At 35.8% G+C, this 24993-nt stretch carries 20 protein-coding genes and 1 tRNA gene; 12 read left to right on the top strand and 9 right to left on the bottom strand.

The window, feature by feature from the left end:
* The first annotated feature begins 19 nt into the window (after positions 1–19).
* A complete protein-coding gene (locus tag LV716_RS08365; protein WP_163417291.1) occupies positions 20–1870 on the top strand; it encodes a type IV pili methyl-accepting chemotaxis transducer N-terminal domain-containing protein in 1851 nt (616 codons plus the stop codon).
* Positions 1871–2368: 498 nt separating this feature from the next.
* Here the strand turns inward: LV716_RS08365 and LV716_RS08360 are convergent, their stop codons facing one another.
* The 5 genes from LV716_RS08360 to LV716_RS08340 all read right to left on the bottom strand — a co-directional run bounded on the left by LV716_RS08360 (position 2369) and on the right by LV716_RS08340 (position 7981).
* Positions 2369–2914 carry a hypothetical protein gene (locus LV716_RS08360; RefSeq protein ID WP_163417290.1) on the bottom strand — a complete coding sequence of 182 codons (546 nt, stop codon included), beginning with the start codon at positions 2912–2914 and terminating at the stop codon, positions 2369–2371.
* 51 nt (positions 2915–2965) lie between these two features.
* The gene (locus LV716_RS08355) at positions 2966–3805 is read right to left on the bottom strand and encodes a hypothetical protein (RefSeq protein WP_163417289.1); all 840 of its coding nucleotides are present in this window, start codon (positions 3803–3805) and stop codon (positions 2966–2968) included.
* Entirely contained in the window at positions 3802–5739 is a 1938-nt protein-coding gene (locus LV716_RS08350) for a hypothetical protein (RefSeq protein ID WP_163417288.1), read from the bottom strand. The genes LV716_RS08355 and LV716_RS08350 overlap by 4 nt, the downstream gene beginning before the upstream one ends.
* Before the next feature lie 11 nt (positions 5740–5750).
* Entirely contained in the window at positions 5751–7085 is a 1335-nt protein-coding gene (locus LV716_RS08345; RefSeq protein ID WP_163417287.1) for an SEL1-like repeat protein, read from the bottom strand.
* Between the two features lie 221 nt (positions 7086–7306).
* Positions 7307–7981 (bottom strand): response regulator transcription factor, encoded by a 675-nt coding sequence (locus tag LV716_RS08340; protein WP_163417286.1) that lies wholly within the window; start codon positions 7979–7981, stop codon positions 7307–7309.
* An 802-nt stretch (positions 7982–8783) separates the two neighbouring features.
* On the opposite strand from LV716_RS08340, the gene LV716_RS08335 reads away from it, so the two are divergent.
* The 4 genes from LV716_RS08335 to LV716_RS08320 all read left to right on the top strand — a co-directional run bounded on the left by LV716_RS08335 (position 8784) and on the right by LV716_RS08320 (position 12413).
* Positions 8784–9254, top strand: a complete 471-nt coding sequence (locus LV716_RS08335) for a hypothetical protein (protein ID WP_163417285.1) — start codon at positions 8784–8786, stop codon at positions 9252–9254.
* Positions 9255–9911: 657 nt separating this feature from the next.
* Positions 9912–10442, top strand: a complete 531-nt coding sequence (locus LV716_RS08330; protein WP_163417284.1) for a YSC84-related protein — start codon at positions 9912–9914, stop codon at positions 10440–10442.
* A gap of 147 nt (positions 10443–10589) precedes the next feature.
* The gene (locus tag LV716_RS08325) at positions 10590–11495 is read left to right on the top strand and encodes a DAPG hydrolase family protein (RefSeq protein WP_163417283.1); all 906 of its coding nucleotides are present in this window, start codon (positions 10590–10592) and stop codon (positions 11493–11495) included.
* 234 nt (positions 11496–11729) lie between these two features.
* Positions 11730–12413 carry a hypothetical protein gene (locus LV716_RS08320; protein ID WP_163417282.1) on the top strand — a complete coding sequence of 228 codons (684 nt, stop codon included), beginning with the start codon at positions 11730–11732 and terminating at the stop codon, positions 12411–12413.
* Positions 12414–12720: 307 nt separating this feature from the next.
* Here the strand turns inward: LV716_RS08320 and LV716_RS08315 are convergent, their stop codons facing one another.
* Positions 12721–13425, bottom strand: a complete 705-nt coding sequence (locus LV716_RS08315; RefSeq protein ID WP_163417281.1) for an HD domain-containing protein — start codon at positions 13423–13425, stop codon at positions 12721–12723.
* 477 nt (positions 13426–13902) lie between these two features.
* Between LV716_RS08315 and LV716_RS08310 the strand changes: the two genes are divergently transcribed.
* The 6 genes from LV716_RS08310 (at position 13903) to LV716_RS08285 (ending at position 19961) form a co-directional block, all read left to right on the top strand.
* Complete coding sequence (locus LV716_RS08310; RefSeq protein WP_163417280.1) at positions 13903–16278, top strand: TonB-dependent receptor; 2376 nt, start codon at positions 13903–13905, stop codon at positions 16276–16278.
* Positions 16279–16283: 5 nt separating this feature from the next.
* Positions 16284–17156, top strand: a complete 873-nt coding sequence (locus tag LV716_RS08305) for a DUF4249 domain-containing protein (RefSeq protein ID WP_163417279.1) — start codon at positions 16284–16286, stop codon at positions 17154–17156.
* A gap of 284 nt (positions 17157–17440) precedes the next feature.
* Positions 17441–18211: a sensor histidine kinase gene (locus LV716_RS08300; RefSeq protein WP_163417278.1), complete on the top strand. Its 771-nt coding sequence runs from the start codon at positions 17441–17443 to the stop codon at positions 18209–18211.
* Positions 18204–18974, top strand: a complete 771-nt coding sequence (locus tag LV716_RS08295; protein WP_163417277.1) for a LytTR family DNA-binding domain-containing protein — start codon at positions 18204–18206, stop codon at positions 18972–18974. The genes LV716_RS08300 and LV716_RS08295 overlap by 8 nt, the downstream gene beginning before the upstream one ends.
* A 145-nt stretch (positions 18975–19119) precedes the next feature.
* Positions 19120–19632, top strand: a complete 513-nt coding sequence (locus tag LV716_RS08290) for a hypothetical protein (RefSeq protein WP_163417276.1) — start codon at positions 19120–19122, stop codon at positions 19630–19632.
* A gap of 116 nt (positions 19633–19748) precedes the next feature.
* Positions 19749–19961, top strand: a complete 213-nt coding sequence (locus LV716_RS08285) for a hypothetical protein (RefSeq protein ID WP_163417275.1) — start codon at positions 19749–19751, stop codon at positions 19959–19961.
* A 118-nt stretch (positions 19962–20079) separates the two neighbouring features.
* On the opposite strand, the gene LV716_RS08280 is transcribed toward LV716_RS08285, so the two are convergent.
* From LV716_RS08280 to LV716_RS08270, 3 genes are all read right to left on the bottom strand, one after another.
* The gene (locus tag LV716_RS08280; protein WP_163417274.1) at positions 20080–22353 is read right to left on the bottom strand and encodes a patatin-like phospholipase family protein; all 2274 of its coding nucleotides are present in this window, start codon (positions 22351–22353) and stop codon (positions 20080–20082) included.
* 1144 nt (positions 22354–23497) lie between these two features.
* Positions 23498–23574: transfer RNA gene (locus tag LV716_RS08275), tRNA-Ala, on the bottom strand.
* A gap of 59 nt (positions 23575–23633) precedes the next feature.
* Positions 23634–24428 carry a universal stress protein gene (locus LV716_RS08270; RefSeq protein ID WP_163417273.1) on the bottom strand — a complete coding sequence of 265 codons (795 nt, stop codon included), beginning with the start codon at positions 24426–24428 and terminating at the stop codon, positions 23634–23636.
* 53 nt (positions 24429–24481) lie between these two features.
* Between LV716_RS08270 and LV716_RS08265 the strand changes: the two genes are divergently transcribed.
* Entirely contained in the window at positions 24482–24982 is a 501-nt protein-coding gene (locus LV716_RS08265; RefSeq protein WP_163417272.1) for a GNAT family N-acetyltransferase, read from the top strand.
* The last annotated feature ends 11 nt before the right edge of the window (positions 24983–24993 follow it).

The raw sequence follows: 24993 nt of genomic DNA, 5'->3' as shown, positions 1-24993 counted from the left end.
TATCTAATGGTCGTACGGAATGAGCAATAATGTGAAAAAACTAGCATTGGACACCGCTACTTTTCTGAGGATTCAGAAGTGGTACTTACTTGCTATTGCCGGTATTGCGCTTACCATTATTATTGCCCAGCTTTTAATCCAACAACATCTCAACTCGCAACTGAACGACTCCAGGGTAATCAATGTTGCTGGTAGACAAAGGGCCTTTAGCCAAAAGCTGGTGAAAGAAACTTTGTTGATACAATTTGAAAACGACAATCAAGCTTCACAAAAAGAGCTTCTTGATACTCTAAAAAAAACACTCTCCGTTTGGAAAGTATCCCACGATGGGCTTCAGAACGGAAATGATAGTATCGGTCTTCCCGTGGAAAAGAATACACGAATTTTAAGCTTGTTCGCAGACTTGAACCCACACCATGAAGCTATGGTCAAAGCTGCAGAGGTCATTATAGCAAAAAAGGCTTCGGTTACGCTCGATACCTTGACCTATAATCAAGAGTTGCAGATACTGTTGTCCAACGAGCGGCCGTTTTTGACAAAAATGGACACTATTGTCAATGAATATGATACCTTGAGCAAAGAGAAACTGAAGACGCTCAAGCTTAAAGAATATCTATTGCTTGCGTTTTCACTATTGATTTTACTGCTAGAGGTTCTGTTTATTTTTAAGCCCCTCTCCATTCAAATTCGAAAGACCATTTCAAAATTGGTCCAGAGCCAGCTCGAATCGGAAACAAAGGCCTCAGAAATTAAAACGCTCTTTATCGAGAAAGAAAAATCGTTGTTAGAATTACAAGAGCTCAACTTTGTAATTGACAACGCCGCACTTTTTGCCAGTACCCGAAAAGATGGTTCAGTTGTTTTTATGAGCAAGAAGTTTCTGGAACTACTAGAGCAATCACAAGACACTATTCACAGGCCTTTGGCCGAATTATTGACCCAAGATGAAGGCCAACAACAGTATTTACGGGAGATCTTGACAAGCAAACGTAAAAATATGCGAACCGAGGAACTGGAAATAAAAACGGTTTCCGGTAAAAAACTGTGGCTGGATATGTCAATCATCCCGATACATCAATCAGGCCTTGAGCAAAGCATTCTTATTTTATGTTCAGATATTACCGAACGCAAGCACAATCAATTAAAAATTGAAGAACTGACCAAACAGAATTATGAGGAAAGTATCCGTCAAAAACAACTACAGGCAAGCCAGATTGTAGAGGGACAAGAAGAAGAACGCAAACGTATTGCAAAGGATATTCATGATGGTATAGGGCAAATGTTGACCGCCCTTAAATTCAATATTGAATCCATTAACTTGAATCAAAAGGAAAAAACAAAGGAAAAAATAGCGTATTTAAAGACCCTTGCATCGGACTTAATCAAAGGTGTTCGAACGGCTACATTTAACTTAACCCCACCAGAATTGCAGGATCACGGTATTTTTCCCGCCCTTCAAAAAATGACTCAGGAATTGAGCAAATTAACAGGAAAGAATATTCTGTTTGAAAATAAGGCTGAAGAAAACATCCGTTTTGATTCCTTGGCAGAAACGAACATGTACAGAGTTACCCAAGAGGCAGTAAACAACGCTATTAAGTATGCCGATGCCAATTATATTTTAGTGACCATTAACCATAAAGAAGACATCTTGAGCATTATGGTCGATGATGATGGCAAAGGCTTTGACCCCTCTATTTTAGAGCAACCACCAAAAAACACAAGTGAAGGCGGCATGGGTGTTTTCTATATGAAAGAACGTATTGGCTATATTAACGGACGGTTGTTCATCAATTCGATTCCCGGTGAGGGAACACGGGTTACCATCAATTATAATTTAAGTTCAGTTAATGGTGATTCAAAGCTATGACCATGTTTTGATTTTAAAGGTTTGAGGTGTTTAAATCTTAAAAGAGGCGTGAATGACAGAATCCTATTTTAAAATTCTGTATTGTAGAACACACGAAGATATTTTTCAATATGCCCAATACTTTTTCACTTAGGGTAAATTGCTTCGAGTTCTTTAAGAGAAAGTGCTCGCTTTCATTGAACTTTAAACATTTTAAATCATGTATTTTCCAAACTATATTTATAGGTCTGGTATCCTTCAATAAGAAACAACTCTTGAACTAAGCTTTCAGCTATCCTTCTAACCGTTAAAGTAAATAGTAATAGAAAATCATTTTTATTATAAGTAGAGATGTCTCTTCCAGTTGCTAATTATACTGTTTTAGGTTTATTTACTTCCATCAAAATGAGTTTACTAGGTTGAGCCAATTAATAAATAAATTGTTTATGCTAACTTAAATGTAACTTTCTTATTTTAAATGATTTAAATCTGTTGAAGTAAATTCAAAAACTTCATTCTCTAGCCTTTAATCGGCGGCAGTAAATCTCCTAAGTAAGCGTTGTTGAGGTCAGTGACCCAAGCAATCATAAGCAACAAGTTGGCCCTCATAAAGGGAGATTGTAATTCTTCTTCGCTAAAGGTTTCTAAGAGAAAGTTTCCTAGCTCTTTAGGAGCATTTATCGTTTCTCTCGGTTCTGCGTACCAATCTTTCCATAGTAAGATTTTGCGCATCAAAATTGAACTTTGATTATCAATTTCTTCCATCCCCTCAAGGCAAGTATTATCAATGTGTTTGCCTATCTGTACTTTTGTAACTTCTTTAAAAACAGTATCGGGAACTTTGCCAATAAAACTGTTCTCTTTAACCATTCTTTCAAAATAAAAAGAATACCTACTATTTTTACTTTCCCCGAGATACCCCTCTTCAATAAGATATTGTTCGTAACTATTCAGAACTGATTCTATATTGACCCCTTTTAAATTATATTTCGCTTTGACGCATTCTAGGTTGATAGAGTCGATATTATCCTGACCGCGACCTATATAACAACCTAAGGCATACATTAAGGCTACTATTTTGAATTTAAATTGCATTTTAAACATCGTTAATAAAGATTAGCAATTCCGTACCGGAACCAGATTATCATTATCATATCTGATTATTTTATGCTTTACTAGTAAGTCACTAAATTGTTTTGTAATAATGATACGACGCATTCCACCGCCAAATTGTTCTTGGGTTCTACAGATATAAAATTCAAATTTTTCTTCAAAAGGAGGAAGAAAATCAAGGGTACGCATTGTGAATTGTTTTACTCCACATACACCGCAAGGTTCTTCTATATCGTAGGCAGTATCTTCGATAAGAAGTTTACTCTTAGCTTCAGGTATGTCCAATTGTATGATATCAGATGATATTTTTCCTGTTTTATGGTCTATAACTTCTTTAAAAGCCAAACCAAGAGGTGATAATACCTCTTGGTAGAAATCCTTCTTGAAAAACATAACGTCATGTTCAAGAAGTGTAAAATTGACTTGACCTTTTTTCCACTTTATATTGGGAATGCGAAATAAAGCTTTCTGTTTTCTGCCTTCCCAACATCCAACAACTTTGCATTTAAAATCGTAGGTGTTTTCTAAATACGATTCGGCTGGTTGAGGACTTCCTTTGGATTCTCCAGTAAACAAAAGCAAATAATTCTTTGCGGTAGACAGCTCTTCTTTTGTAAAAATAGCTGTAGCTGGCGTTGAAATAAAATTCTTTGGTTTAGAATTGCCTAAAACCAATTTTTTTTTCGAATAAAAATCAACTATTCTTAAGTGAGTATCGCTATTTTCTTCAACCGTAAAGCTATCATAACCTACTTCGATATCCTTATTAATACCGGGAAGTGAACGCAAAAAATCTATATCTTTATTTCTCCACTCGGCACTATAATAAAGCAGTCTTTTCATAAACCTAAAGCTTTCAAAATATCAGGATAATCTTTATAAATTCTTCTTGCCTCATTCTTTAGCACATCTAAAGGTACGTTAAGAGTTCGAAAACCAGAAGAACCTATAGTTTTTCCTTCGTAACCAATAGCATTTCTCCATGCCGCAGTAAATGCTTCATGCTCTTTTTTGGTAAGAACAATAGATTTCCAACTACTTGAATTTGAACCCAACCATTGCGCAATCACGGGGTTCCCTGCAAATCTTTTTTCAATTAAATGATGAATTTCAACTCCTAATTTAGATCGCTTTACTTTTAAGTCAATAAAAACTTTTACATGTTCAGAATAAGACTTAAAACCAAATTTTTGAGCAAACTCAAACTTAGATAACGAGTTGGTAATTTTTAAATTATTGAGAACATCTAGTAATTGTGTCGACTTTACCAGAGCGGGTAGTTTTCCTATTAATTTAATTGCCAGTGATCCCCCAACTTCCCATAAAGCTAATTCAATTACAGGTTTAAAGGACTCTCCAACCGAATAAAGAATTATTTTTTGCCTGTCCAACTGCATCTTAAATCGTAGTTCTCGAGACGCTAAGTAATATTCATATAACTCATCGTTGGAAAATGATGATAAATCCTTATTGACCTCTTTTAGAAAACTAGCTACCTCTTTATACGTTGAGCTACCAAATCTATCTATAACGTCAGTATAAATTTTGATTTCTGAAATCAATTGTGCCCTAGTAGTTTGTTGATTCAAGAGACGTGGATTGATTTCATCTAACTCATTTTTCAACACCTCTTCCCTTTTGGTTTTAAAATAATTTGCTGCATAGCCTGGTCCATATTGTCCAAACGGTCCAAAACCCTGTCCTGCTGCGTTGATGATTCCAGTGGTATATTCTTCACTGAATGCCAGGCGTTCCATTGGCATAGCGGGAGCAAGTTCCTTTCCCCATTCCAATAATTTATTGTCACTCCAAATGGGAAGAGGTGTATATTTTCGAACACTTGACGGGAGACAATTCCCCATAGGAATGGGACATGTTCCTCTTTGATTAAAATGAATGAGGTAAGTACTCATTTGAAGCACCCTATCTTGCCAACCGAGATTTCTGTAGTGCTGCACTCTAATATTACTAAGCCGGTCTAACAAATCACCATTTACCAGCTTATCTAGACCTTTGGCTCTTCCCTCATGAAATCCAGTAGTATAATAGGCTTCACCAAAATCTTCTTTTGCATTATCTCTATACATTCTTGCATAAAACTTTGGTCCGGGACTGCTATCGTGATCATATTGGTAAAGTGAGTTTACATTATATGCCATACCCCTATATTCATCACAATAACCACATTCGATCCAGCTATCTAAAATGAAAAATTCCAATGCATGTTTTTCGCTTTTTTTATCCCAATCAACTTTCCTTTTTGACTCTCTCGAGAGTAAAGAATAGGTTCGTGCAACAACACCACCATTACGGTATCTTCCTCCACTTTCATAAAATTTGAAGTACTCTTTCTGGGCAGTAGTAAATGAGCTATGTTTAGTTGCCATTTGCCTATTCATTTCCTTTAAAAGAGTGCTTTCCTGTTTTCTCAACCACTCATCAATCTCTCGCTTAGCACGAACATTGGCAGCGATTTGAGATTGGAGTTGGGAAAGAATTGAGAAACTACCAAATTCAAGCTCAAAATCAAATGAAGGATTTTCGCAACAAACTGGATTTCCATAGATGTCCACTAGCTCGAAATCTCCATTATTTCTCGATGACGTATTCCTGTTATTTGATGATGATGTGTTTCTATTATTGTTTTGTGTAGTTCGTGATTCGCCATCATCACTTACCGCAATCGGCACCGCAAAAGGTCTAGATTGAGCATTCAGCTTATTCAATTGGATGCTGCTTGCTATAACAATTAAGAAAAAATATATTAGCTTTTTCATTGTGGTAGGATTCAGTTCTTGATAATTATTTTATTTTCTACACTCCCATTGTGCTTAATCGAAATGAGGTATGAACCTCGCCTTGACGGCAAATTATATACCTCCAGCGTATGGTTGCCTTTAGCTTTACGACCCGTAAAAACATTATCATGATAAAACGGCGTATCGTAGTAATTGGTAATTTCAACGCTTACATCCGCATCGGTTGAAAGTTCAAAGTTTATCAGGCAATGTTCTTTGAACGGATTGGGGTAAAGACGGATAAAATCACCTACTTGTTTTTCAAATGCAGTTAGTGCGGCACTATTAATTTCATCTTTCTTTTTAAGAATGACCAAACTTGGATTTCCACGTTCTTTCCACACAGGGAAGGTAGACGATACCTTACCGATAAGAAAGTTACCCTCAGATGTTTGAAACTTTCTAAATTCAATACCATCAATTTCTGTCATCAAATGAGTGAAATTCGGATAGTCTGTATACTGCTTCTTTACGGGCAGGGCAAGTGACCCGAACCGCAATGCACCGGCACTATAACTACCTACATCACTTGCTAGACTGTCAGCAATTTTTATTTCAGCTTTTAACTGGTCGTTGACTCCGTTTTGTCCGGTTAAGGTAAGTTCTGTAGGAAGTGTTCTAAAAATTTTTGAAGATGCCCAATCCAGTTCATAGAACTGCCCCTGCCATGTACCTTCCAGATAGTGATATTCTGGTGTCTTATCAAATCCTTTTAATTCATATAAGTCTTGGAGCGATGAAGTACTTATTGCACTGTCATACCCCTCGATTCCTATTTTTTCAGAAGGCATACTTTCTTCGTATTGTGGCAGTAAAACTTCGCTATTGTAGAGGTCGTTCGATTTAAGGATTGAGATTGCTTTTTGCTTGTTCACCTTCCTACCCAAACCAAGAAATTCCATCTTGGCTATCCAATGGAGTGCCATTTTTTCATCACTCTTTTTAAACCATCTGTACGCCTTCTTATAATCTTGTTGAACATTGCCAAAACCCTTTAGATAATAGTACCCGATTAGGTATGCCGCTTTGGTATTGCCAAGGTCAAATGCTTTTTTAAAGGATTTCAAAGATTTTTTAAAATTGACCTTCGTACCGATACCCTCTTTTTGGAGCATCCCCAAATAATACAAAGCTTCATGATTTTGCGATTCAGCCAATACTTTAACATTAGTAAAGTATTCACGAGACTTTTTCCTTTCGTGATTTGGACTATAGAGATAAGCCTCAATATCATCAAATAAATATTCTGCCGCTATGTTATCTTCCTGAGCAGAGACCCAGAAAGTTGCCATCAACAGAAACGATAGCGTAATTACTTTGTTCATAGGATAGGATTTTAACTATTTAGTTGTGTAACATTTTTATTATTCAACAGGTTTTTGAATTACTGTTAAATAATGTTAAAACTAAAAATTATGATACATAGATTTAGACGAAAACACCTTAGTCTCACTAAGGATTAAACCTTAGTTTTAGAAAAAACGAATAGGTTTTCGATGAACTGCTACGCTCCGCAATCATCTGCTAAAGAAAAGAACCCAAATTTCTAGGAAAAATCCAGTTCCTGTTTGAATAACTTCAGGAGGTCTTTGGTAGTGGAAGAAACCGCGCCTAATTTTTTAGCTATACTTCTTTTTCGATACTCTACTCCAGAAATCGAAATGCCCATTTTTAAGGCAATCTCAGAAAACGTATACCGCTTTGACATTAGATGGATAAGTTTAAGGTCCGTATAGTCAAGCCCATACTTGGAATAAGGGCTGTTCTTAATGAAATCGTTGATAGTCTTACTATAGACTAATTTGCCTTCAAGAACCGAGCAAATATCATCTCCAATACTCCTATAATTAATCTCACTTTTTATTAAAAATCCCGATGGCTTAATCTGGTCGATAATTGTTTGGTAAAGATATTTGTCAGCAATTGATGTTATAAGCATGATTTTACAGTCGGGAAAATGTTTTCGAAGTATCATTCCAATTCCCATTCCGTTCTCATTATCCTCATCTGACATTTTTTCAAGTCTATAATCTAGAATACAAAGGGTCGGGTTTTTACCTGACTTTAAAAACACATCAATGGTGTTATGCGCTATAACTAGACTATTGCATATATGAATATCAAATGGGTCGATTCTGTTATTATGAAAGAGTTCGCCTAAAATACGGCTATAGGCATCACTCAATGTAGGCTCGTCCTCTACAATCAGTATTTGGTTCATGATTTGGGTGATATGGAGTATTTAAAAACGTACAGAAAGATATGATATTTCAAGTGACATCCTCTTGATAAATGAAAGAAATTATTTAATCAATAAAGTTAATTTCTTCAGTCTTGATAGTCCTTTGACTCAATAGGGTCTATTGTAATCTCAAATTGTTTTGAGTCGAAATCTTTTATTTGACTTCAATACAATTTTTCTAATCTTTTACATAGGTTAAGATGAAGCATACAATAAGAGTTCTCATCTATAATCATATATCCATCCAAGTTGAACAAATCTCTTTGAATTTCTGGAGACTGTTTTTTATCTGGGTATTCTAAAATATCAAGGTAAATAATCCCTAGGGCAAGTACATGAGACACTTTTAAAAGGTTTTCAAACTTTAAAGTTAACAAGTGAGGCAAGCCAGAAGGTATTTATCTCCGTGGCATAAACAAAAAAGCTTCAAAAGTGAATCACCGTTGAAGCCCTATAATATGTGGTGGAGAATACCGGAGTCGAACCGGTGACTTCTTGCCTGCTAGTTTCCGAATTAGCATTCTTCTAAAATCTAAAAATCATTTTATTTGTCTTATTTTCAATAATTTACATCATTTTTCATAAAATCTAAAATCATTCAATACCATCTGATTTCAATAAAAAGTGTGCGCAAACTGTGCATTTTTATTCCTAACTTGATGTAAATAAAGCATCAAAATTGGTAAACGTTAGGCTCATTTTAGACACTCGAAAATCATCGAAAAGTTCCAATTCGGAACTATTTCCGATTGCATTACGAATCTATCATGTCAAACCAAGAATGATTCGCTTACCATATCATACTTCCAAAATTGGTTGGAACGAAAAGGAGCAAAGTTTAAAAAAATCAGCAGCCATCAATAAAACTTTGGATTGTGATAATATTAATCGAATACTATATAATAAACTTCATGATGCTAGAAGTCTTATTCATGAATTGGGAGATGGTATTCAACATATGGATATTGATATTTTAATAAATGAAATAAAAACTAGATGGCAAGATAAAATCAGTCCACAGCTTAAAAGTAAAATGCCAAACGGCCTAATGTTATCGGATTGGGGTAAAGTAATCATTGAGCGTAAAAGAAAACTAAACAAACAAGGTTTCGTTCGCTTTATTTCTGGAAACATGGAAGCTCCATATTTTTCGAACATTTTGGTCCCATTTCTTACCCTTAAACTTTGCGTGTGGATCCTGTTTCGATTTTATAGTGTTCGGGAAGAAAAGCGTAAAATAAAATCGAAATAGGGCGCACTCATTATTTCCTAGGATTATTATTCTATTTCAAAACTATCTTTGGTTCCACACTTTTCAAACAGCAACAAAGAACATCAAATTAATTTTGTGAAAAATGATTACACAAATAATCACAATTAGTGGCAAATAATATTTTTACAGTAAAAACTTAGTGCTTTTCACATCAATCATATTTAGCCAAAACATTCCAAATTTCATTAATTCCAAAAATCTAGAGAAAATCAGATTAATAGAAATAAAGCATAAATCTGTTTAACATTAATTGAAATCAAAATGCTATAAGAAGCTAGATATAAATATCAAGCTATCCCATAAAAAGTGAATTAACAATACTATTAAAAAAGACCAGAAATGGGACTGGTTTAATAATTGTAATTAACTCTTCTGCTGAATCTAATAAAACGGCCTTAAAATGAGACAAACAAATACTTTATAGAGCGTGATAATTATATAGCAAGAGAATATAATGTTTTGTTAACAACATTATGGTCAACTAATTAACCATACGATTCTTTTTTGATAAAATGAAAACTGTTTTATCCGCAAAAAACCTTGGTTAGGAAGAATTTTCCCCGTTTCATCACATTTTCATCTTTTCACAGAGGCTGTGCTTCTAATTTCGCTTTAAATAATTTTAAATATATAAACATGAAAGTTTCAAAATCGATTACAGTAGTGGCAATGATATTGACGGTGACCCTATCAATGGCACAAACAAAAACAGAAAGAAAATTGACAAAAGATGCAGTCAAGGCCAAACAGGTGTTGTTGGCCGAAAATCCAGAACTGGATACCCTATTTGAAAATTCGGCAGGATATGTAATATTTCCTAATGTTGGCAAGGCAGGGTTTATTTTTGGAGGAGCGGCAGGTAGAGGCGTTCTTGTCGAGAACAAAATGCTTTCGGGTACCGCGGATATGAAAAAAGTAAATATAGGTTTGCAAGCTGGGGTTCAAGCAATGGCTCAAGTTCTGTTCTTCGAAACCACGGATAGTTTGAGCGATTTCAAAGAAGGTAACTTCGAGTTTGGAGCACAAGCGTCCTTAATCGCCTTAAAATCGGGGTTAGCTACCAATGTTACTTATCAGAGAGGTGTTTCGGTATTTGTGATGCCAAAGTCAGGTCTGATGATGGATGCTTCTATCGGAGGACAAAAATTCAATTACAAAGCACTATAATCAGAAAATAAGTTAACAAAAAAGAGCCGTCAAAAGACGGTTTTTTAAATCTAATTTTCTGATTGCATTGTTCCTAAACATTAAATCACATTTAATCCTATTAATTCTTAAGAAAGGTTCTTGATTTTTGAACCAAACATCAAGATAATGGACAAATTTATTATAAGATTCTTTACTGGGATTTTTATACCTCTGTTTTTAGGTGCTTGTGCTCTTGGAAAAGTGGTAGACCCGATAGATTATCCGGTCGAGCTATCAGCTGAAGAACAAGAGCATCCGTTATCAAAGTACTATTACAATCACAAAAGAGTAAGCGATGAGCGTATGGCCGGCTTAGTGTATCATGAACCAGAAGCTGGTCTAGTATTTGAAGATATCAACGAAATGCTCGAACCAGGATATCTTCCATTGGAGAATGGGTATACCAAACTTAAGGATGGTACGGGATATGTAGCGGCGAACATTCAATTTCCCCAAACTAATGGTGAGATGATCGATTGGTGGTTCGAATGGGTAGGTTATGATGTAATTCGTTACAAAATATGGTACCCCGGATTGCACGCCTCGGCTCTTTATGAGAATTATGAAGAGCCTGAAACATTTTCTATTTCAAAATACGTTCTAGCGCATCCTGAAGGAAAAACCAAGCATACCATAGAGACTATGGTAAAGGAAGGTCCCCTGCAAGACCTTCAAATTACTTTTGTAAATCCGGAGCAGTATGGTCTGGACATTTCCAAATTGGGAAAAGACCAATGGGCAATTTGTGGAAACGTTAAATCTGGAAATCGTCTGGTGGTTCAAATGGCACACTTTGTAAGGAATACTGCGGATGGAGTAGAAATGCGAAGTAGGTTTTGGGTTGGGAAGGATCTACCGTGGGTTTTAAGGAAGTTGGGTGTCAAAAATCAGGCGCTTTATGACCTTGCGCACCATTGTCTTTCAGAATATACCCAATTGGCAAGTTTTTTGCCAGAGGTTTACAATAAATATACGACCGACTTAGGATTACGTGAAAATGATGTTCTAACACAACGAACACGGTCAGAATAGGCGCCACCTCTCTTTGTTCCCTACAAACATTGATTTGCAGGTTTTGTATTTGTGGATGGTGAAGCTATTTCAATAAAAAAAATTATAAATCTTATGAAACTAAGGTCTAGATTACTCTTAATATTACTCTTAATCGGGTTACTTTTTTGTGGTTGTGTCAATTTGTTCACATACGCTGATTTGAGATCCGAGGGATATGTTTATCCCAATGATATTTCCAAAGCTAAGCTGCTTATGCAAGAAATGTCAGTTGCCCACAGGAATCATCTTTGGGATGATATCCAAACCTACAATGTACAATTGGAAGAGGAATCCTTTGGGTTTTTCGGCAAAAAATCATCTCCATTCAAAGAGCTCGATATGATTTTTTCCCTAAACTACATACCAAAAACCTTCGATGGTTTGATGGAGATACGCAGCGGAAAGGAAAAAGGACAATTCTGGGGAGTACACGAAGGAAGAACATACCAGAGAATTGGAGAGAATGTACTGGTTAAAGAAAATGATGCATATCAATTTTCAATAAATACCTATCAATATTTCCTTGAGCTTCCTAATAGGATAACCGAAGCTACCATAGTAGATTATCTTGGTTCGCAAACAATTGATGGTATCGCCACAGATGGTATTATCGTCTCTTGGAATACGTTGGAACCTCAGAAAGATATTGATCAATTCGTTATTTGGTTGCACTCGAAGACAAAACGAATTGTCAAGGTAGAGTATACCATTCGAGAAAAGTTCAAGTTTGTTAGAGGAGAGGCTTTTTATAGAGGTTACAAAGAATATGATGGTTTTCTATTGCCTACGGAAATTGCCTCTAAATCCAACATAAAGAAAAACGGGTATATTCATGTGAAACAAATCAAAGAGTTTACACCAAACGTTTTGACCATAAACGAGCTAAGACCTCTTTAATTTGGAAGTTCACTCAATAATCGAGATTTATAATGCCCTGAAGCTTACCTGGAAATCGTATAAGAATTCCTTGTGGGCTTGCCCAAAGCTAGTTTACTTCACCTGGGTTATATAACTACTTTGCGGATAGTGATGAGTTGATTTGTATGACTATTTTGCATGGTGGGTAAGGATTGGAAATCGATTCCTCGGTTTAAAAAAATCATACTCCTATGTATGGGTTTCAAAATACTGTTCTCGGATATTGAAAGAATCAATAAAAAAACCAGCGGGATAGTGTTTACCTGTATTTTTTATGTTATGATGTCTATAAACTAATAATGTCGCCACATATCATTTTTATCTTCCCTTGTATACCTCTAGAGGAGAATAAATAAGGAGGCTCTTCCCAAAGGTGTTCTTTACTTTTCTGAATTTTTTCCAATAGCTGTTCATTTTCGTATATCAACCACCTTTTCTTCACATCGAGTACATTCTTTCCAAAGTCCGTATTAAAAGAAATATTCTTCAAAAATTCCAGATTTTTTCCGTACCATTCTTCGTGTGTATAGTGTGAGGAGTCAATAGAAGATATTTCTTTTCTTAGCAGGCTGTTAAGCTTCCAGTAATCGTTCCGAGAAATATGGAACATATCGGCATCCATGATTATAGCCTCGGCCAGACTCTCTGGGACAGCACCATATTTAGTGGACATGATGCAATCGGTAACTTGATATATTATGGAAGATCGTACTTTATTGGTTTTTAGAAAATTGGCCGCCATTTCTGCGCTTAGACGTTTGTGACCTACGTTTTTGCTTAAAAAGCCTATGTCGTGAAACCAAGCGGCCAATTCGAGAATCATGACCTGTCTTTTTTCCAGCTTTGTTTTTTTTGAGATTATCTGCACCGCTCCAACCACCATCCTTGTGTGCGCAATATTGTGGTAATATATGTTTTTGGGCAGATGAAATGTAAGTAGATTGGTCACGTAGTGTTCAACTTTTTTCATCAAAACTTGTTCTTGTTCCATAATTTCAACTATTTTGATTTAACTGGGAATAAACCTAAAATAAAGGAAATGAGATTTGTTAAAATATTGTTTCATCCTTGGATTTTTCCGTTAAGCGCCCTGATTTCGACACTAGGCAAAATTGCATAGTGCAGCAGGGTTGAAAATTTCAAATTAATAACGAGAGTTATCAGAGCTAGTTTTAAATCTTCACCACCATTAAATGGTTACTAATACAGGAGCGTGCTAACCCTAGTATTTATATTTTCAAGGGAAACTTCCCCACGTAGAGCATTGGTAACTAGGCTATTTCCTAAGTAGAAGGTGGTTCTGAAACATTTTTAGGTTTAGCGAATTATGATTAAGAACATGTTAAAATTCCTTTAACACCCTTACTTCCTGTTTTATCGGATTATTTCCCTGTTCAGCACTTCTGTAATGGATAACCCTATGGTCTTGAAATAGTTTTGGGCCAACAAATAACTAATAATCAATCTTATGAAAAGATACATTTTATTCACGATGATGTTAATTGCTTTCACGGGTAATGCCCAAAAGGACTATACCTTGAGTGGATACGTCAAAGAACAGACTAGTGGGGAAGAACTATTTGGAGTCAATGTCCTGGTAGGCACTTCGAATGGTACAACCACAAACGACTATGGTTTTTACTCCATAACACTTCCCGAGGGTACATATCAGGTAGTAGTAAGCTATTTGGGTTTTCAAGAAGTGGTTAGGGAAATCGAACTGAACACGGATCTCAAGATCAATTTTGAGATGACAGAGGATGCCGCACAGTTAGATGAGGTTGTGGTTACTTCCAAAAGTGTTGCCAAGGATGTAAGATCTACCGAAATGAGCGTATCCGCCATTAAAGCCGAAACAATTAAAAAACTACCTGCCGTACTTGGGGAACCCGATTTATTGCGGTCCATACAATTATTACCTGGGGTTTCAAGCGTAAACGACGCTTCCTCGGGAATCAATGTTAGGGGAGGCTCTGCCGATCAAAACCTTATCCTTTTGGATGAGGGAACAATTTATAATGCATCCCATTTATTTGGTTTCTTTTCGGTTTTCAATACAAGCGCCATAAAGGATGTAAAGCTCTATAAAGGTGGTATTCCCTCTATTTACGGAGGTCGTCTGTCATCAGTGCTGGATGTAAAGCAAAGAGAAGGAAACATCAAAAAATTTGGTGGAGAGCTTGGCATTGGACTTATTTCCAGTAAGGCTTTGATTGAAGGCCCTATTTTTAAAGGAGATCGAGAAGAAGGTCGGGGTAGTTACATGCTCGCGGGAAGACGTTCTTATATTGATTTGTTCGCACCCCTTTCAAGCGATTTTGAAGATACCACTTTGTTCTTTTATGATCTAAATTTAAAGGCCAATTATAATATTAACGAGAACAATAGGATATTTCTTTCAGGATATTTTGGCAGAGATCGCTTTGAGATCGATGACTTTTTGGGAACTTTCTGGGGCAATGCATCAGGAACCTTGCGATGGACAAGCGTTCTAAACGATAAGTTATTCTTGCAGACTTCTGCAATTTTCAGCAACTATGATTATAACCTGGATAACTTAAGATCGGGGTCAGAATTCAGATGGAACTCGAATATTTTGAATTTTAATGTAAAACCTAAACTAACATGGTTTATCAATTCCAAGAACACCTTGACAGCAGGTATCGACTACACCTATTATAACTTTCAACCAGGTGATATCAGCCCCTTAAAAGGTTCTGCCATCAACCCACAAAAATTTAGAGAAAAATTTGCGACGGAAGGTGCAGGTTATATCGATTTTAAACGTGAGTTTTCAGATAAGTTGAGCGTACGGTATGGATCAAGGCTTTCGTATTTCAATCGTATGGGTAGTGATGTTGTTCCAACCTATGAAAATGGAAGTCCCTTGACCTACCTTCCAGAACAAGATCTTTATGTGGAAAATGCAGTTATAGGTGAAACCGCTTTTGGTTCGGGGAAAAGTATTGAGACCTTTTTTAATCTTGAACCACGTTTTTCTGCCCGCTATCTACTAAATGATGACAGTTCATTAAAAATGAGCTACAACCGTACGTATCAATATCTACACTTGATATCGAACACAACTTCGGCCACTCCTTTGGATGTATGGGCGCCAAGCGGTAGTTTCTTAAAACCCCAATACGCCGACCAAATCGCATTGGGCTATTTCCGAAATTTTAAGGAAGGGGCATATGATATGAATGTAGAGGTTTACTATAAGGATATGAATGATGTTACGGATTTTATAGACGGTGCAGACTTGCTTTTCACTGAAAATATTGAAACGCAGGTTGCACAGGGAGATGGACGTGCATTTGGATTGGAACTTCAAATAAACAAAAACGAAGGAAAGCTAACGGGTTGGTTAAGCTACACGCTGGCAAGAAGTGAACGTAAAGTACTTGGCATCAATAACAATGATTTTTACCCGGCTAATAATGATCAGCTTCATGAACTCAATTTGGTTGGGTTCTATAAACTGAACGATCGGTGGGACTTGGGCGGTAACTTTGTCTTTGGTTCAGGAAAGCCTGTAACTTACCCTACTGGACAGTATGAGCAAAATGGTCTGGTCGTTGCAGATTACCAAAACCGCAATGGGGACAGGCTTCCTGCATATCATCGATTGGACCTTTCGGCAACTTTAAACCCAAAGCCCGGCAAAAAGGGAAAATGGATATTCAGCATTGCAAATGCCTATAATAGGCAAAATGCCGCTTCTATTTTCTTCAGGGAACTCGGTGAGGTAAATGATGTCGAAGTTGCAACGGGTGAGACGGAGGCCGTTAAGCTATCATATTTTGGAATTGTACCAAGCGTAACCTATCAATTTAAATTTTAATAAAAATGAAGACTAAAACATATTTAAGAACAGTTTTATTTGTGGTACTGACCACTTTGACCATTGCATGCGAAACCGTTGTTACCGAGGATATTACTCTTAATGGGGGAGAACCCCGGTTGGTTCTGGATGGCGGTATTGAAAGAAACACCATATCACCCCTAGCGGAGCAGCAGATTCGATTGTCCTCAACTATCGGGTTTTTGGATACTGAAGACCCTACGCCGGTTACCGATGCAGTAGTTTTTGTTAGCGATGGTACTGCAGACTATGAGTTTACACATGTTAGTAATGGGATATATACAAATTCCAGTATCACTGCCAGTTTGGATACACAGTACACGATAACGATTGTATGGAACGGAGAGACCTATTCGGGTTCGGATAGCCTTAGCGAAGTAGTCCCTTTTGTGGACGTTTATTCAGAGTTTGAAGAAGAAACCGAATTTACAGAAGAAGGGTATTTTGTTAAATTTGATAGTCAAGATCCTGAAAATGAGGAAAATTTTTACTACTATCGAGTCTTTAGAAATGGGGAGTTCGTCATAGTTCCAGATCCAGGGAATGGACTTACCTTAGTTGAAAGTGATGAATTCTTTGACGGACAGTTACGTACCGGAGTGAATCCTAACGAAGAAGCGGTATTTGAGGTGGGCGATATTGCCACTGCGCAACAGTTGGGTATCACCAACGATTATTTTAATTACTTGGTAGAGCTCTTTAACCAGACAGGAAACCAAGGATTGTCCTTTATAGGTAATCCCCCACCTGCTTCGATTAGGGGTAATATTTTGAATATGGATAATCCCAGTAATAGGGCCTTAGGTTATTTTTATACCGTTGACGTTCAAGAGGTAACCATAGAAATTGTTGAATAGATTAAATGTTGAAAAAAAGTAGGGTATATTTTTATTTGCTGATAAGCTTTCTGATTTGCTTTTTTAATTTCCTAACAGAAATAGAAGAAAATAGCTTAGATGAGGCCATCTTTGAAACGGTAGTTATATTTCCCCTTATTTTGCTTTTGCTGGGTGGGGTATATATTACGAGAAAATTTCTTGTCAATAGGGAATATTTCTCTGAACGCTATGAAAGTGATTCCAAGCTGTGCAAGAGAAATCTCATCCAGGTAATCGTACTAAAGGTTTTATTGATAACATTTATGATTAAAGCCCTAGCAGACTGGTTGTTCAATGATGATGCTGACAGTGTTTTTTTTGATGTTATTTTCTTTGCTATACTTGCAGCAAGCACAGTGGCCGTATTATTGGTCTATTTTCTGGAGAATTTTATTTCCACAGTAGAGAACAAACACCATATCGAACTTCAATTGTCCCGCCATGAAAAGGAAAAGGTGATTGCCAAATATCTGTCATTAAGGAGACAATTGAACCCTCACTTTTTATTCAACAGTTTTAACGGTCTGATAAGTTTGATTTCCATTGACCAAAGAAAAGCGGAAAACTTTGTGGAAGAACTCTCCAACATATATCGGTATAATCTTTCACAGGCTGATGAAGTCGTAGTGAGTTTGAGAAAGGAACTTAAAATGATAGCTTCTTATGTAGGACTGCAACAGATAAGATTTAGTGGGGCACTGATCTATAAGGAGGAGGTTAAAGAAGAATATAAGGATTTTTTAGTGCCTCCAATGAGTCTTCAACTATTAGTAGAAAATGCCATTAAGCACAATAGAGTGGAGACAAAGAATCCTCTCGTCATTGAAATTTTTATTGAAGCTGATTATGTAGTGGTGAAGAACAATCTCCAGCTAAGAAATAAAGGTAATGGAGCAAGAGAGTCTTTTGGAATTGGCATAGAGAACTTAAAAAAGCAGTTGGAGGTGATACAGTCCCGAAAACCGATTTTTGAAGTCGAAAATGAACATTATACAGTCAAGATACCAATGATAAAAAACGAAATCGATGATTAATACGCTGATAGTTGAGGACGAGCCTTTAGCAGCTGAACGATTGAAGGTGCTGTTGGGTGAAATGGACAGCGAAATCCAAATCAAAGGAAGAACACAGTCCATAGAAGAGACCATAACATTTTTGAACAATGAAGAAGTGGATTTGATGTTTTTGGACATTAACCTATCTGATGGAAACTCATTTGAGATATTTGAGCGTATTGCCAACAAAACGCCTATAGTATTTACTACTGCCTACTCAGAATTTGCTATTAAGGCATTTGAGCGGAATAGTGTTTCCTACCTTCTAAAACCCATCAAGAGAGAGGAATTGGCCATGGCCCTGAACAAGTTCAAGGAATATCATCTCTCTACAGAAAAGGAAACGATAAAAAATGCTCCACTTTCTTTTTTGCAAAACCAGATGTCCTTTAAGGAACGATTTGTTGTAAAGCATAACAACCGTCTCGAGACCATCAACGTTAAAGATATATGTTACTTTTTTGTAGAGGATAAGGTAACGTTCTGCATGTTAGAATCCGGGAAACGATTCTACTTGGACATGAATCTGAAAGAATTGGAAAACAAATTGGATCCTTTGAATTTTTTTCGGGCAAACAGAAAGTACTTGATTAATTTGAAAAGCATTGGCCAAATGTATTACGTCTCGCAGTCTCGCATAAAACTTGAACTTGTACCAAAAAACACCAATGACCCGAACCCAATCTTGGTCGCCATAGAAAAAATTGGAAAGTTCAAAAGGTGGTTAGATGGAGAAGTATAAACTTTAAATAAGAGTATTTAATTTTTGGAGATGTTATACTTACAGTTCAATGGGTAACCGTATTATAAAATGTTTTTAATTAATTACGGTTTTCGCTAAATATCTCAGTCTGTATAAACATAGATTGAGTAAAACACAGAAAAAAATGAAAATTAATTTCAATAATGTGTTAAAATTTTGGCTTGGCATAGCTATAATTTTTTTGGCATATTCCATTGTAAAACTTTCTAATTCCTTAACGTCTGTTAATAGAAATATTCCAAATATTCTAAATGCAATACCTTCTATAACCAATAGAATAGATAGTATTCAGACTAAAATACCGTTAATTTTATATGAAACCAATAGTTTAAGAAATACTACAATTCCAAATATTCTTAATGAATTTAATTTAGTGCGCACCCAAATTCCTGAGGTACTAAAAAGAATAGATTCAATACACAAGGAAGTTCCTAATATTACGAATACAATTGATAGGACCACTTTAGCCATAAATCAATCGATCCTTCGAGTAGATTCAATCAATAAACAAATTCCGGAAATAATGTTAACGGTAAATACAACTAATGATTCTATTTCAAGTTACATGGAACAAGCGCATCTGGTGGTTGCAAATGCTGACAAGGTTGCGAATAATGTGGCAAGAGAGCTTCAATAGGTTTTATTGGTGGTATTCTTTCTTCTCCTTTTGATACTGCGAAAGAAATAGGAAATTTTGTTATTGGCGAAAAAAGTAAGTTAACAGATGAAGATACAATCGTTGCTGAAGAACAAGTGATTTTATTCCTCAACCAAAATTATGATAACAATAAACAGGAATGGACCAGTAAAAAGATTAATAAATCTGGAGGAATTGAAATATTACGTAGTTACCAAAAAAAGGGTAGAACGATAAAAAAGATTAAAATAGATTTTGACGATTTAAATGAATCCATTGTTGCCTTGTTCTTTCAGGACAATGATAAAAAATGGCATTTTTGGAAATAGAACTATGAATAAGTATGTACCTAATCCTATTTTATTCAATGTTTTAAGACTATTAATTGTTTTGGGGTTCTTTTATGATAACAAAATCTCACAGATCCTTATGGCCCAAAAGAAGCTTTTAAAACCAGTATCCGATACTTACAAATAGTTCACCTTCTTCAATTTCTTTTGCGGAGTACATTATTCTTATTGGCCCTAGAAAGGATTCGAAACCATAGCCTAATCCAAATCCTGATAAAATAGGTCCTTTGAACAAATCACCTTCTGTGTATAAGTTATCCCCTACTTCAGCAAAATTTGCGGAAAAAATAAGGTGATTTTTTTTTGCGAATTCAAAATCCATGCTAGCATTTGACTTCCAAAAACTATTTCCAGGGATACTCAAGAAATCATATCCGAAAAAAGGAACGAAATTATTGATCAGATTATTACCATAACCTCCCAATACAAAGTCAAAAGAGTTTACTTCCGAGGTTCCAATTTTAAACCCTCCGGCCAATTCAAAGTTAATGGATAGATTTTGCGTTATGGGCATGGCTAACCCTAATTGTGCTTTGGTTATTGCAAATTCGGAGAAATCATCATTAAAATCAGATGCAAGGAGATAAAAATGGATGTCACTGTCAAAATATATTCCTTTTCTAGGAAAATAGATGTTATCGTATGTGTCCAATTTAAGTTGAGCGAAAGTACTTAAATAACTGCTTTTTTCGAACAAAAGTCGATTGTCGTTATCTACTGGAGTTTCAATTTCAGGATTTTCGTTCTCATTCAATTCCTCTAATATGGTATCTGTACTATATCTTAACGATTTATGTTCCACGCCTAAAGTAATACCAAGTTCTTCCTTCAATTTAGATTGTAAATAGAGTTGGTTGGTAAAGTCGGTAACAACCAAATTTATATTGTTTACGCCTTCAACGTTGGGCACTTCATAATTATTCAAGAGAATGTTATAAGCGATATCTTTTTCAAATTCATTCAGCCTTGAATTTAGCCCAAAACTCCAGTATGCCCCTTTATCTATATAATATTCCATTTCATATCTAAGTCTATCCCCAACAATAAGATCAAAAGAGAACAATCCATCTTGGGTCAATACATCTTTTTGGGTAAGGTTTACTAGTACAGCACTCCTGTAAAGTTCATCATAATGTGCTCCAAAACGTATAAAGCTTTTGTCCTTGCTTTCCTTCAAATTTAATTGAAGTTCTTCCCTATCATCAATGGAATGCAAACGATAGCGAATATTTTCAAAATTGCGAGTAGCGACCAGATTATTTATTCCATGTTGTAACTCGTTAAAAGTGATACTATCACCAAGTTTGAACCTTAATTTTCCCATAATATATTTTCTGGAATGATTTACTTTATCTCCTAGGAAAGACATGTTATTTATGATTATTTTGTCATTAGGCTCAAGATAGTTTGTCGGAAGCCGTAATGTATTTTGTGGTTTTGATACGGATTTTAAATCCGCAAATAATTTTTTAGCAGCGGTTTGCCCCAATTCGATTATGGTATCGTTCTTGGCAAAATCCAATACCGAATAATCTTCCATTGGAGGTTTGATATAAATTGTTGTCCTTTTTGATTTCTCTTTCATGTAATCAACTGAATCAAAGTTGTTTATCTGTAAGAGTATTTCCGTAAAGGAGGATAAGGCTTCACGATTAGATAGCCCATGTTGCACATCAACCCCAATAATAATATCAGCACCCATGTTATATACTTCTTCCAAAGGATAGTTGTTAACGACACCACCGTCGATTAAAATTTTGTCATCAATTTCAGCTGGCGCAAAGAGTGATGGTAATGTACCGCTTGCCATAATGGCTTCTGGCAGATATCCTTTTTTCAGGACAACTTCATCGCCACTTTCAATATCTGTTGCAATACAAACAAAGGGGATTGGCAATTGATTGAAATCTTTGATATTTCTAACATGGTACAATAACCTAGCCAATTCATTATAAATATTCTGACCCCCCGAAAAGGCCGACGGCACCGAAATTTTGAAATTATTGAATGGTAGGGTTACTGCATATCTTTCGGAGTCTTCTTTTTCATAAAAAGTCTTTGCATTCCGTGGAAGGTTGTCTTGTATCAACATTCCAAGGTCTGTGGCCCTAAAAATAGAATCAAGTTCAGATGCTGAGTATCCTGCTGCATACAATCCCCCTATAATGGCCCCCATGCTGGTGCCCCCTATATAGTCTATTTGGACACCTGCTTCTTCAATAATTTTAAGAGCCCCAATATGGGCGAGTCCCTTTGCACCACCTCCACTTAATACAAGCCCTACTTTCAAATCATCTTCTTTCTTTTCTTCTTGCGCTGAACAAAATACGGTAAGGAACACGGTAAAAATGAGGTAATAGGTTTTATTCATCTGACTTGATTGGTTGAGTATATTATTCAATACGTTATCTATTCGTACAACAGTATTGTGATATGAATATGATGTTATTATCTATTAAGATATTATGCTAGTGTAAATACTCTCCTATAAATCCAGATAAGCCTTTGAAACAATAGATAAAAGCTAATTTTTTATTGTTAAACCTATTGCTTGATTTAGTTTCTTGACAAATTGAATGCATCAATTGCTGCCATAGTTCTTTCGAGATATTATGGATAGACGTTTTGGTAAATACTCTTTTTGAACGGTAGGCCTTAAAATGCCTTTGGCATAACGCATGAGAGAATAAAAAAAATAAGGGTTTTGGGACAAACTTTTTTAGGACGATTTAAATTATCTTTAATTTCGGTCCGAGATTTAAAAATTCAAAATAGTAAGGGCGAAGTTTCATTTGAAAAGCAAGCTTGAAAGACTCTCTACAAACCTCTTATTTTACTAAAAAAAGTTTACATAAAGACATATTCCCATTGACTTTACCAACTTTATAACCACAAAATTCTCAGAAGAGAATATCAAGTTTTTAAGAATAGAATCCCTGTTCATTAATTATTGTGTATAACAAAGATAATCCTGTGGAGTGCCCGAATTTATGCCGAAAAGCAAATGCCCAATCAGGATTGTTGTTGTTACCGAATTTAATAAACTTTATGAGCTAAAGAGATACTATAGTCTTAGTTCTGGATATGGATTAATCAAAAAAGCAGAAAGGGAACTTTTTTGTAAAGGGGTTTAAACAGGTAATTTTTCAGGTCTGGGCAAATAATAATAGGGCTTGTTTTTATCGAAAACATCGATATAAATCGATTGGCAAAATCCACTTTCCAATGAGACAAGGACTTATTAGAATCAAGTAATGAATAAATCCTCAAGTGAGTATTACAAAAAGAACGTTTTTTGGAACTTAGGTGTGCTCAAGTTTAAGGTGGTTTGGTTTTTTAAAAAGTTAGTGTGGATAACACTTGAAAACTAGATTAAAAACACAGTAACTTGATAGATTTTGACACTATTAATGTTAAATTTTACCTAATCTCAAAGAAAATTTCAAAAGTGTGCACAAACTATGCATTTTGTAAAACAAAAAAAGCCCTCACATCTGTGAAGGCCTGTATTTACTTGGTGGAGAATACCGGAGTCGAACCGGTGACCTCTTGCCTGCCAGGCAAGCGCTCTAGCCAGCTGAGCTAATCCCCCTTGAAGAGCGCAAAGGAAAGGCTTTTTAGCAAAGTTTCAAAATAGAAACGATATCCATATTACTTTTTAACGCTAAGTATCAATACGGGTATTGGAACAAAAAATTCCGATTTTGGTATTGTATTTTTCTCCCATAGCTTCTTGAAGAATCCTCGCTTTCTTCTAAAGACGCACAACATATCAGGTTGTTGTGCTTGATAATATTCTAAAACACCCAAGTATGTAGTAGGGTTCGATGTAATGGTCAGATGTTCACTAAGGTCTAAAAGAGAAGTATTTACCTGAAGGTCTTCTTCAGAATACCCTGGTCTTTTTACCAGTAGAAGATTAATACTGGCCCTAAATTTATCTTTGATTTCAATCAGCGGGTTTAAGGTACGGCTTCTTTTAACGATGCCAGAGCCAAAAGCGGTCATAATATTCTGAATAGGCTTGAATGTCGTACCTTTTGGTATGATCAACGTAGGAATGTTTGTTTTCTTTACGATTCTGCCCGTAGTAGTCCCCAAATAAAGTTCATCTTCAATAGCGTTGCTTCTTGGTGCAATAAGAATAAGATCTATGCCCAGTTTTTTATCAATTTCTTTTAAGCCATCAATAATATCACCATTATAGGTCGTTAGTTTTATTTCAACGTTTTTTGTGTCTACCGTATCTATGATTTCTTTAAGCTGCTCTTTACTGCTTTTTACCACCTTATCCTTAACATTGGCCAAGCTTCCAGTCCCTGATGTTACTGTAAATACATCCATTACAAAAACTTTTGCCCCAAAGTTCGAAGCAAAATCTATCACGTATTGGAGCGTATCGGAAGAATTTGGAGAAGTTCCTATAGGTACTAGTATATTATTCATTGTTCGGTGGTTATGATTATAGCTTAAATTTACAATTTAATTAAATCGAATCCATGATAAGACATGCAAAGATATCTCAAATTAAGGATATACAGAACCTTGCGAAAGCATGTGCAGAAAAAATGATAGCTAACAGAATTTATCAATGGAATGAGCATTATCCCACAAAAAATACCTTTATAAAAGATATTGAAAGAAATGAGCTCTATGTAAAAATGTTGGACAATCAAATCGTTGGCACTGTAGTGGTTTCTACTTATATGGACGAAGACTATGTTCCAGTCCAATGGCTAACTCCTAACAAAAACAATATTTACATTCACCGTCTAAGCGTTCATCCAAGCTTTCAAGGAAAAGGATTTGCCCAGGAACTCATGAATTTTGCAGAGGATTATTCCAAAACCAACGGATATGCTTCAGTACGGTTAGATACGTTTTCACAAAACAAGAGAAATCAGCAATTTTATGAACAAAGGGGCTATCAAAAACTTGAAGATATCTTCTTTCCTAAACAAAGTTCCCATCCTTTTCACTGTTACGAATTAGTGCTGTAACTTGCACCGGA

It is taken from the genome of Flagellimonas sp. HMM57, from assembly GCF_021390175.1.
Classification (GTDB): domain Bacteria; phylum Bacteroidota; class Bacteroidia; order Flavobacteriales; family Flavobacteriaceae; genus Flagellimonas.
This window is presented reverse-complemented; position numbering and strand designations above follow the sequence as displayed.

Coding starts and splice junctions, on each gene's coding strand:
- LV716_RS08345 (WP_163417287.1), bottom strand. CDS start 7,085: ATGAACAAAGTAATTACGCTATCGTTTCTGTTGATGGCAACTTTCTGG.
- LV716_RS08355 (WP_163417289.1), bottom strand. CDS start 3,805: ATGAAAAGACTGCTTTATTATAGTGCCGAGTGGAGAAATAAAGATATA.
- LV716_RS08320 (WP_163417282.1), top strand. CDS start 11,730: ATGCAAGAAATGTCAGTTGCCCACAGGAATCATCTTTGGGATGATATC.
- LV716_RS08305 (WP_163417279.1), top strand. CDS start 16,284: ATGAAGACTAAAACATATTTAAGAACAGTTTTATTTGTGGTACTGACC.
- LV716_RS08350 (WP_163417288.1), bottom strand. CDS start 5,739: ATGAAAAAGCTAATATATTTTTTCTTAATTGTTATAGCAAGCAGCATC.
- LV716_RS08330 (WP_163417284.1), top strand. CDS start 9,912: ATGAAAGTTTCAAAATCGATTACAGTAGTGGCAATGATATTGACGGTG.
- LV716_RS08340 (WP_163417286.1), bottom strand. CDS start 7,981: ATGAACCAAATACTGATTGTAGAGGACGAGCCTACATTGAGTGATGCC.
- LV716_RS08310 (WP_163417280.1), top strand. CDS start 13,903: ATGAAAAGATACATTTTATTCACGATGATGTTAATTGCTTTCACGGGT.
- LV716_RS08365 (WP_163417291.1), top strand. CDS start 20: ATGAGCAATAATGTGAAAAAACTAGCATTGGACACCGCTACTTTTCTG.
- LV716_RS08300 (WP_163417278.1), top strand. CDS start 17,441: ATGATTAAAGCCCTAGCAGACTGGTTGTTCAATGATGATGCTGACAGT.
- LV716_RS08315 (WP_163417281.1), bottom strand. CDS start 13,425: ATGGAACAAGAACAAGTTTTGATGAAAAAAGTTGAACACTACGTGACC.
- LV716_RS08290 (WP_163417276.1), top strand. CDS start 19,120: ATGAAAATTAATTTCAATAATGTGTTAAAATTTTGGCTTGGCATAGCT.
- LV716_RS08295 (WP_163417277.1), top strand. CDS start 18,204: ATGATTAATACGCTGATAGTTGAGGACGAGCCTTTAGCAGCTGAACGA.
- LV716_RS08280 (WP_163417274.1), bottom strand. CDS start 22,353: ATGAATAAAACCTATTACCTCATTTTTACCGTGTTCCTTACCGTATTT.
- LV716_RS08360 (WP_163417290.1), bottom strand. CDS start 2,914: ATGTATGCCTTAGGTTGTTATATAGGTCGCGGTCAGGATAATATCGAC.
- LV716_RS08265 (WP_163417272.1), top strand. CDS start 24,482: ATGATAAGACATGCAAAGATATCTCAAATTAAGGATATACAGAACCTT.
- LV716_RS08325 (WP_163417283.1), top strand. CDS start 10,590: ATGGACAAATTTATTATAAGATTCTTTACTGGGATTTTTATACCTCTG.
- LV716_RS08270 (WP_163417273.1), bottom strand. CDS start 24,428: ATGAATAATATACTAGTACCTATAGGAACTTCTCCAAATTCTTCCGAT.
- LV716_RS08335 (WP_163417285.1), top strand. CDS start 8,784: ATGATTCGCTTACCATATCATACTTCCAAAATTGGTTGGAACGAAAAG.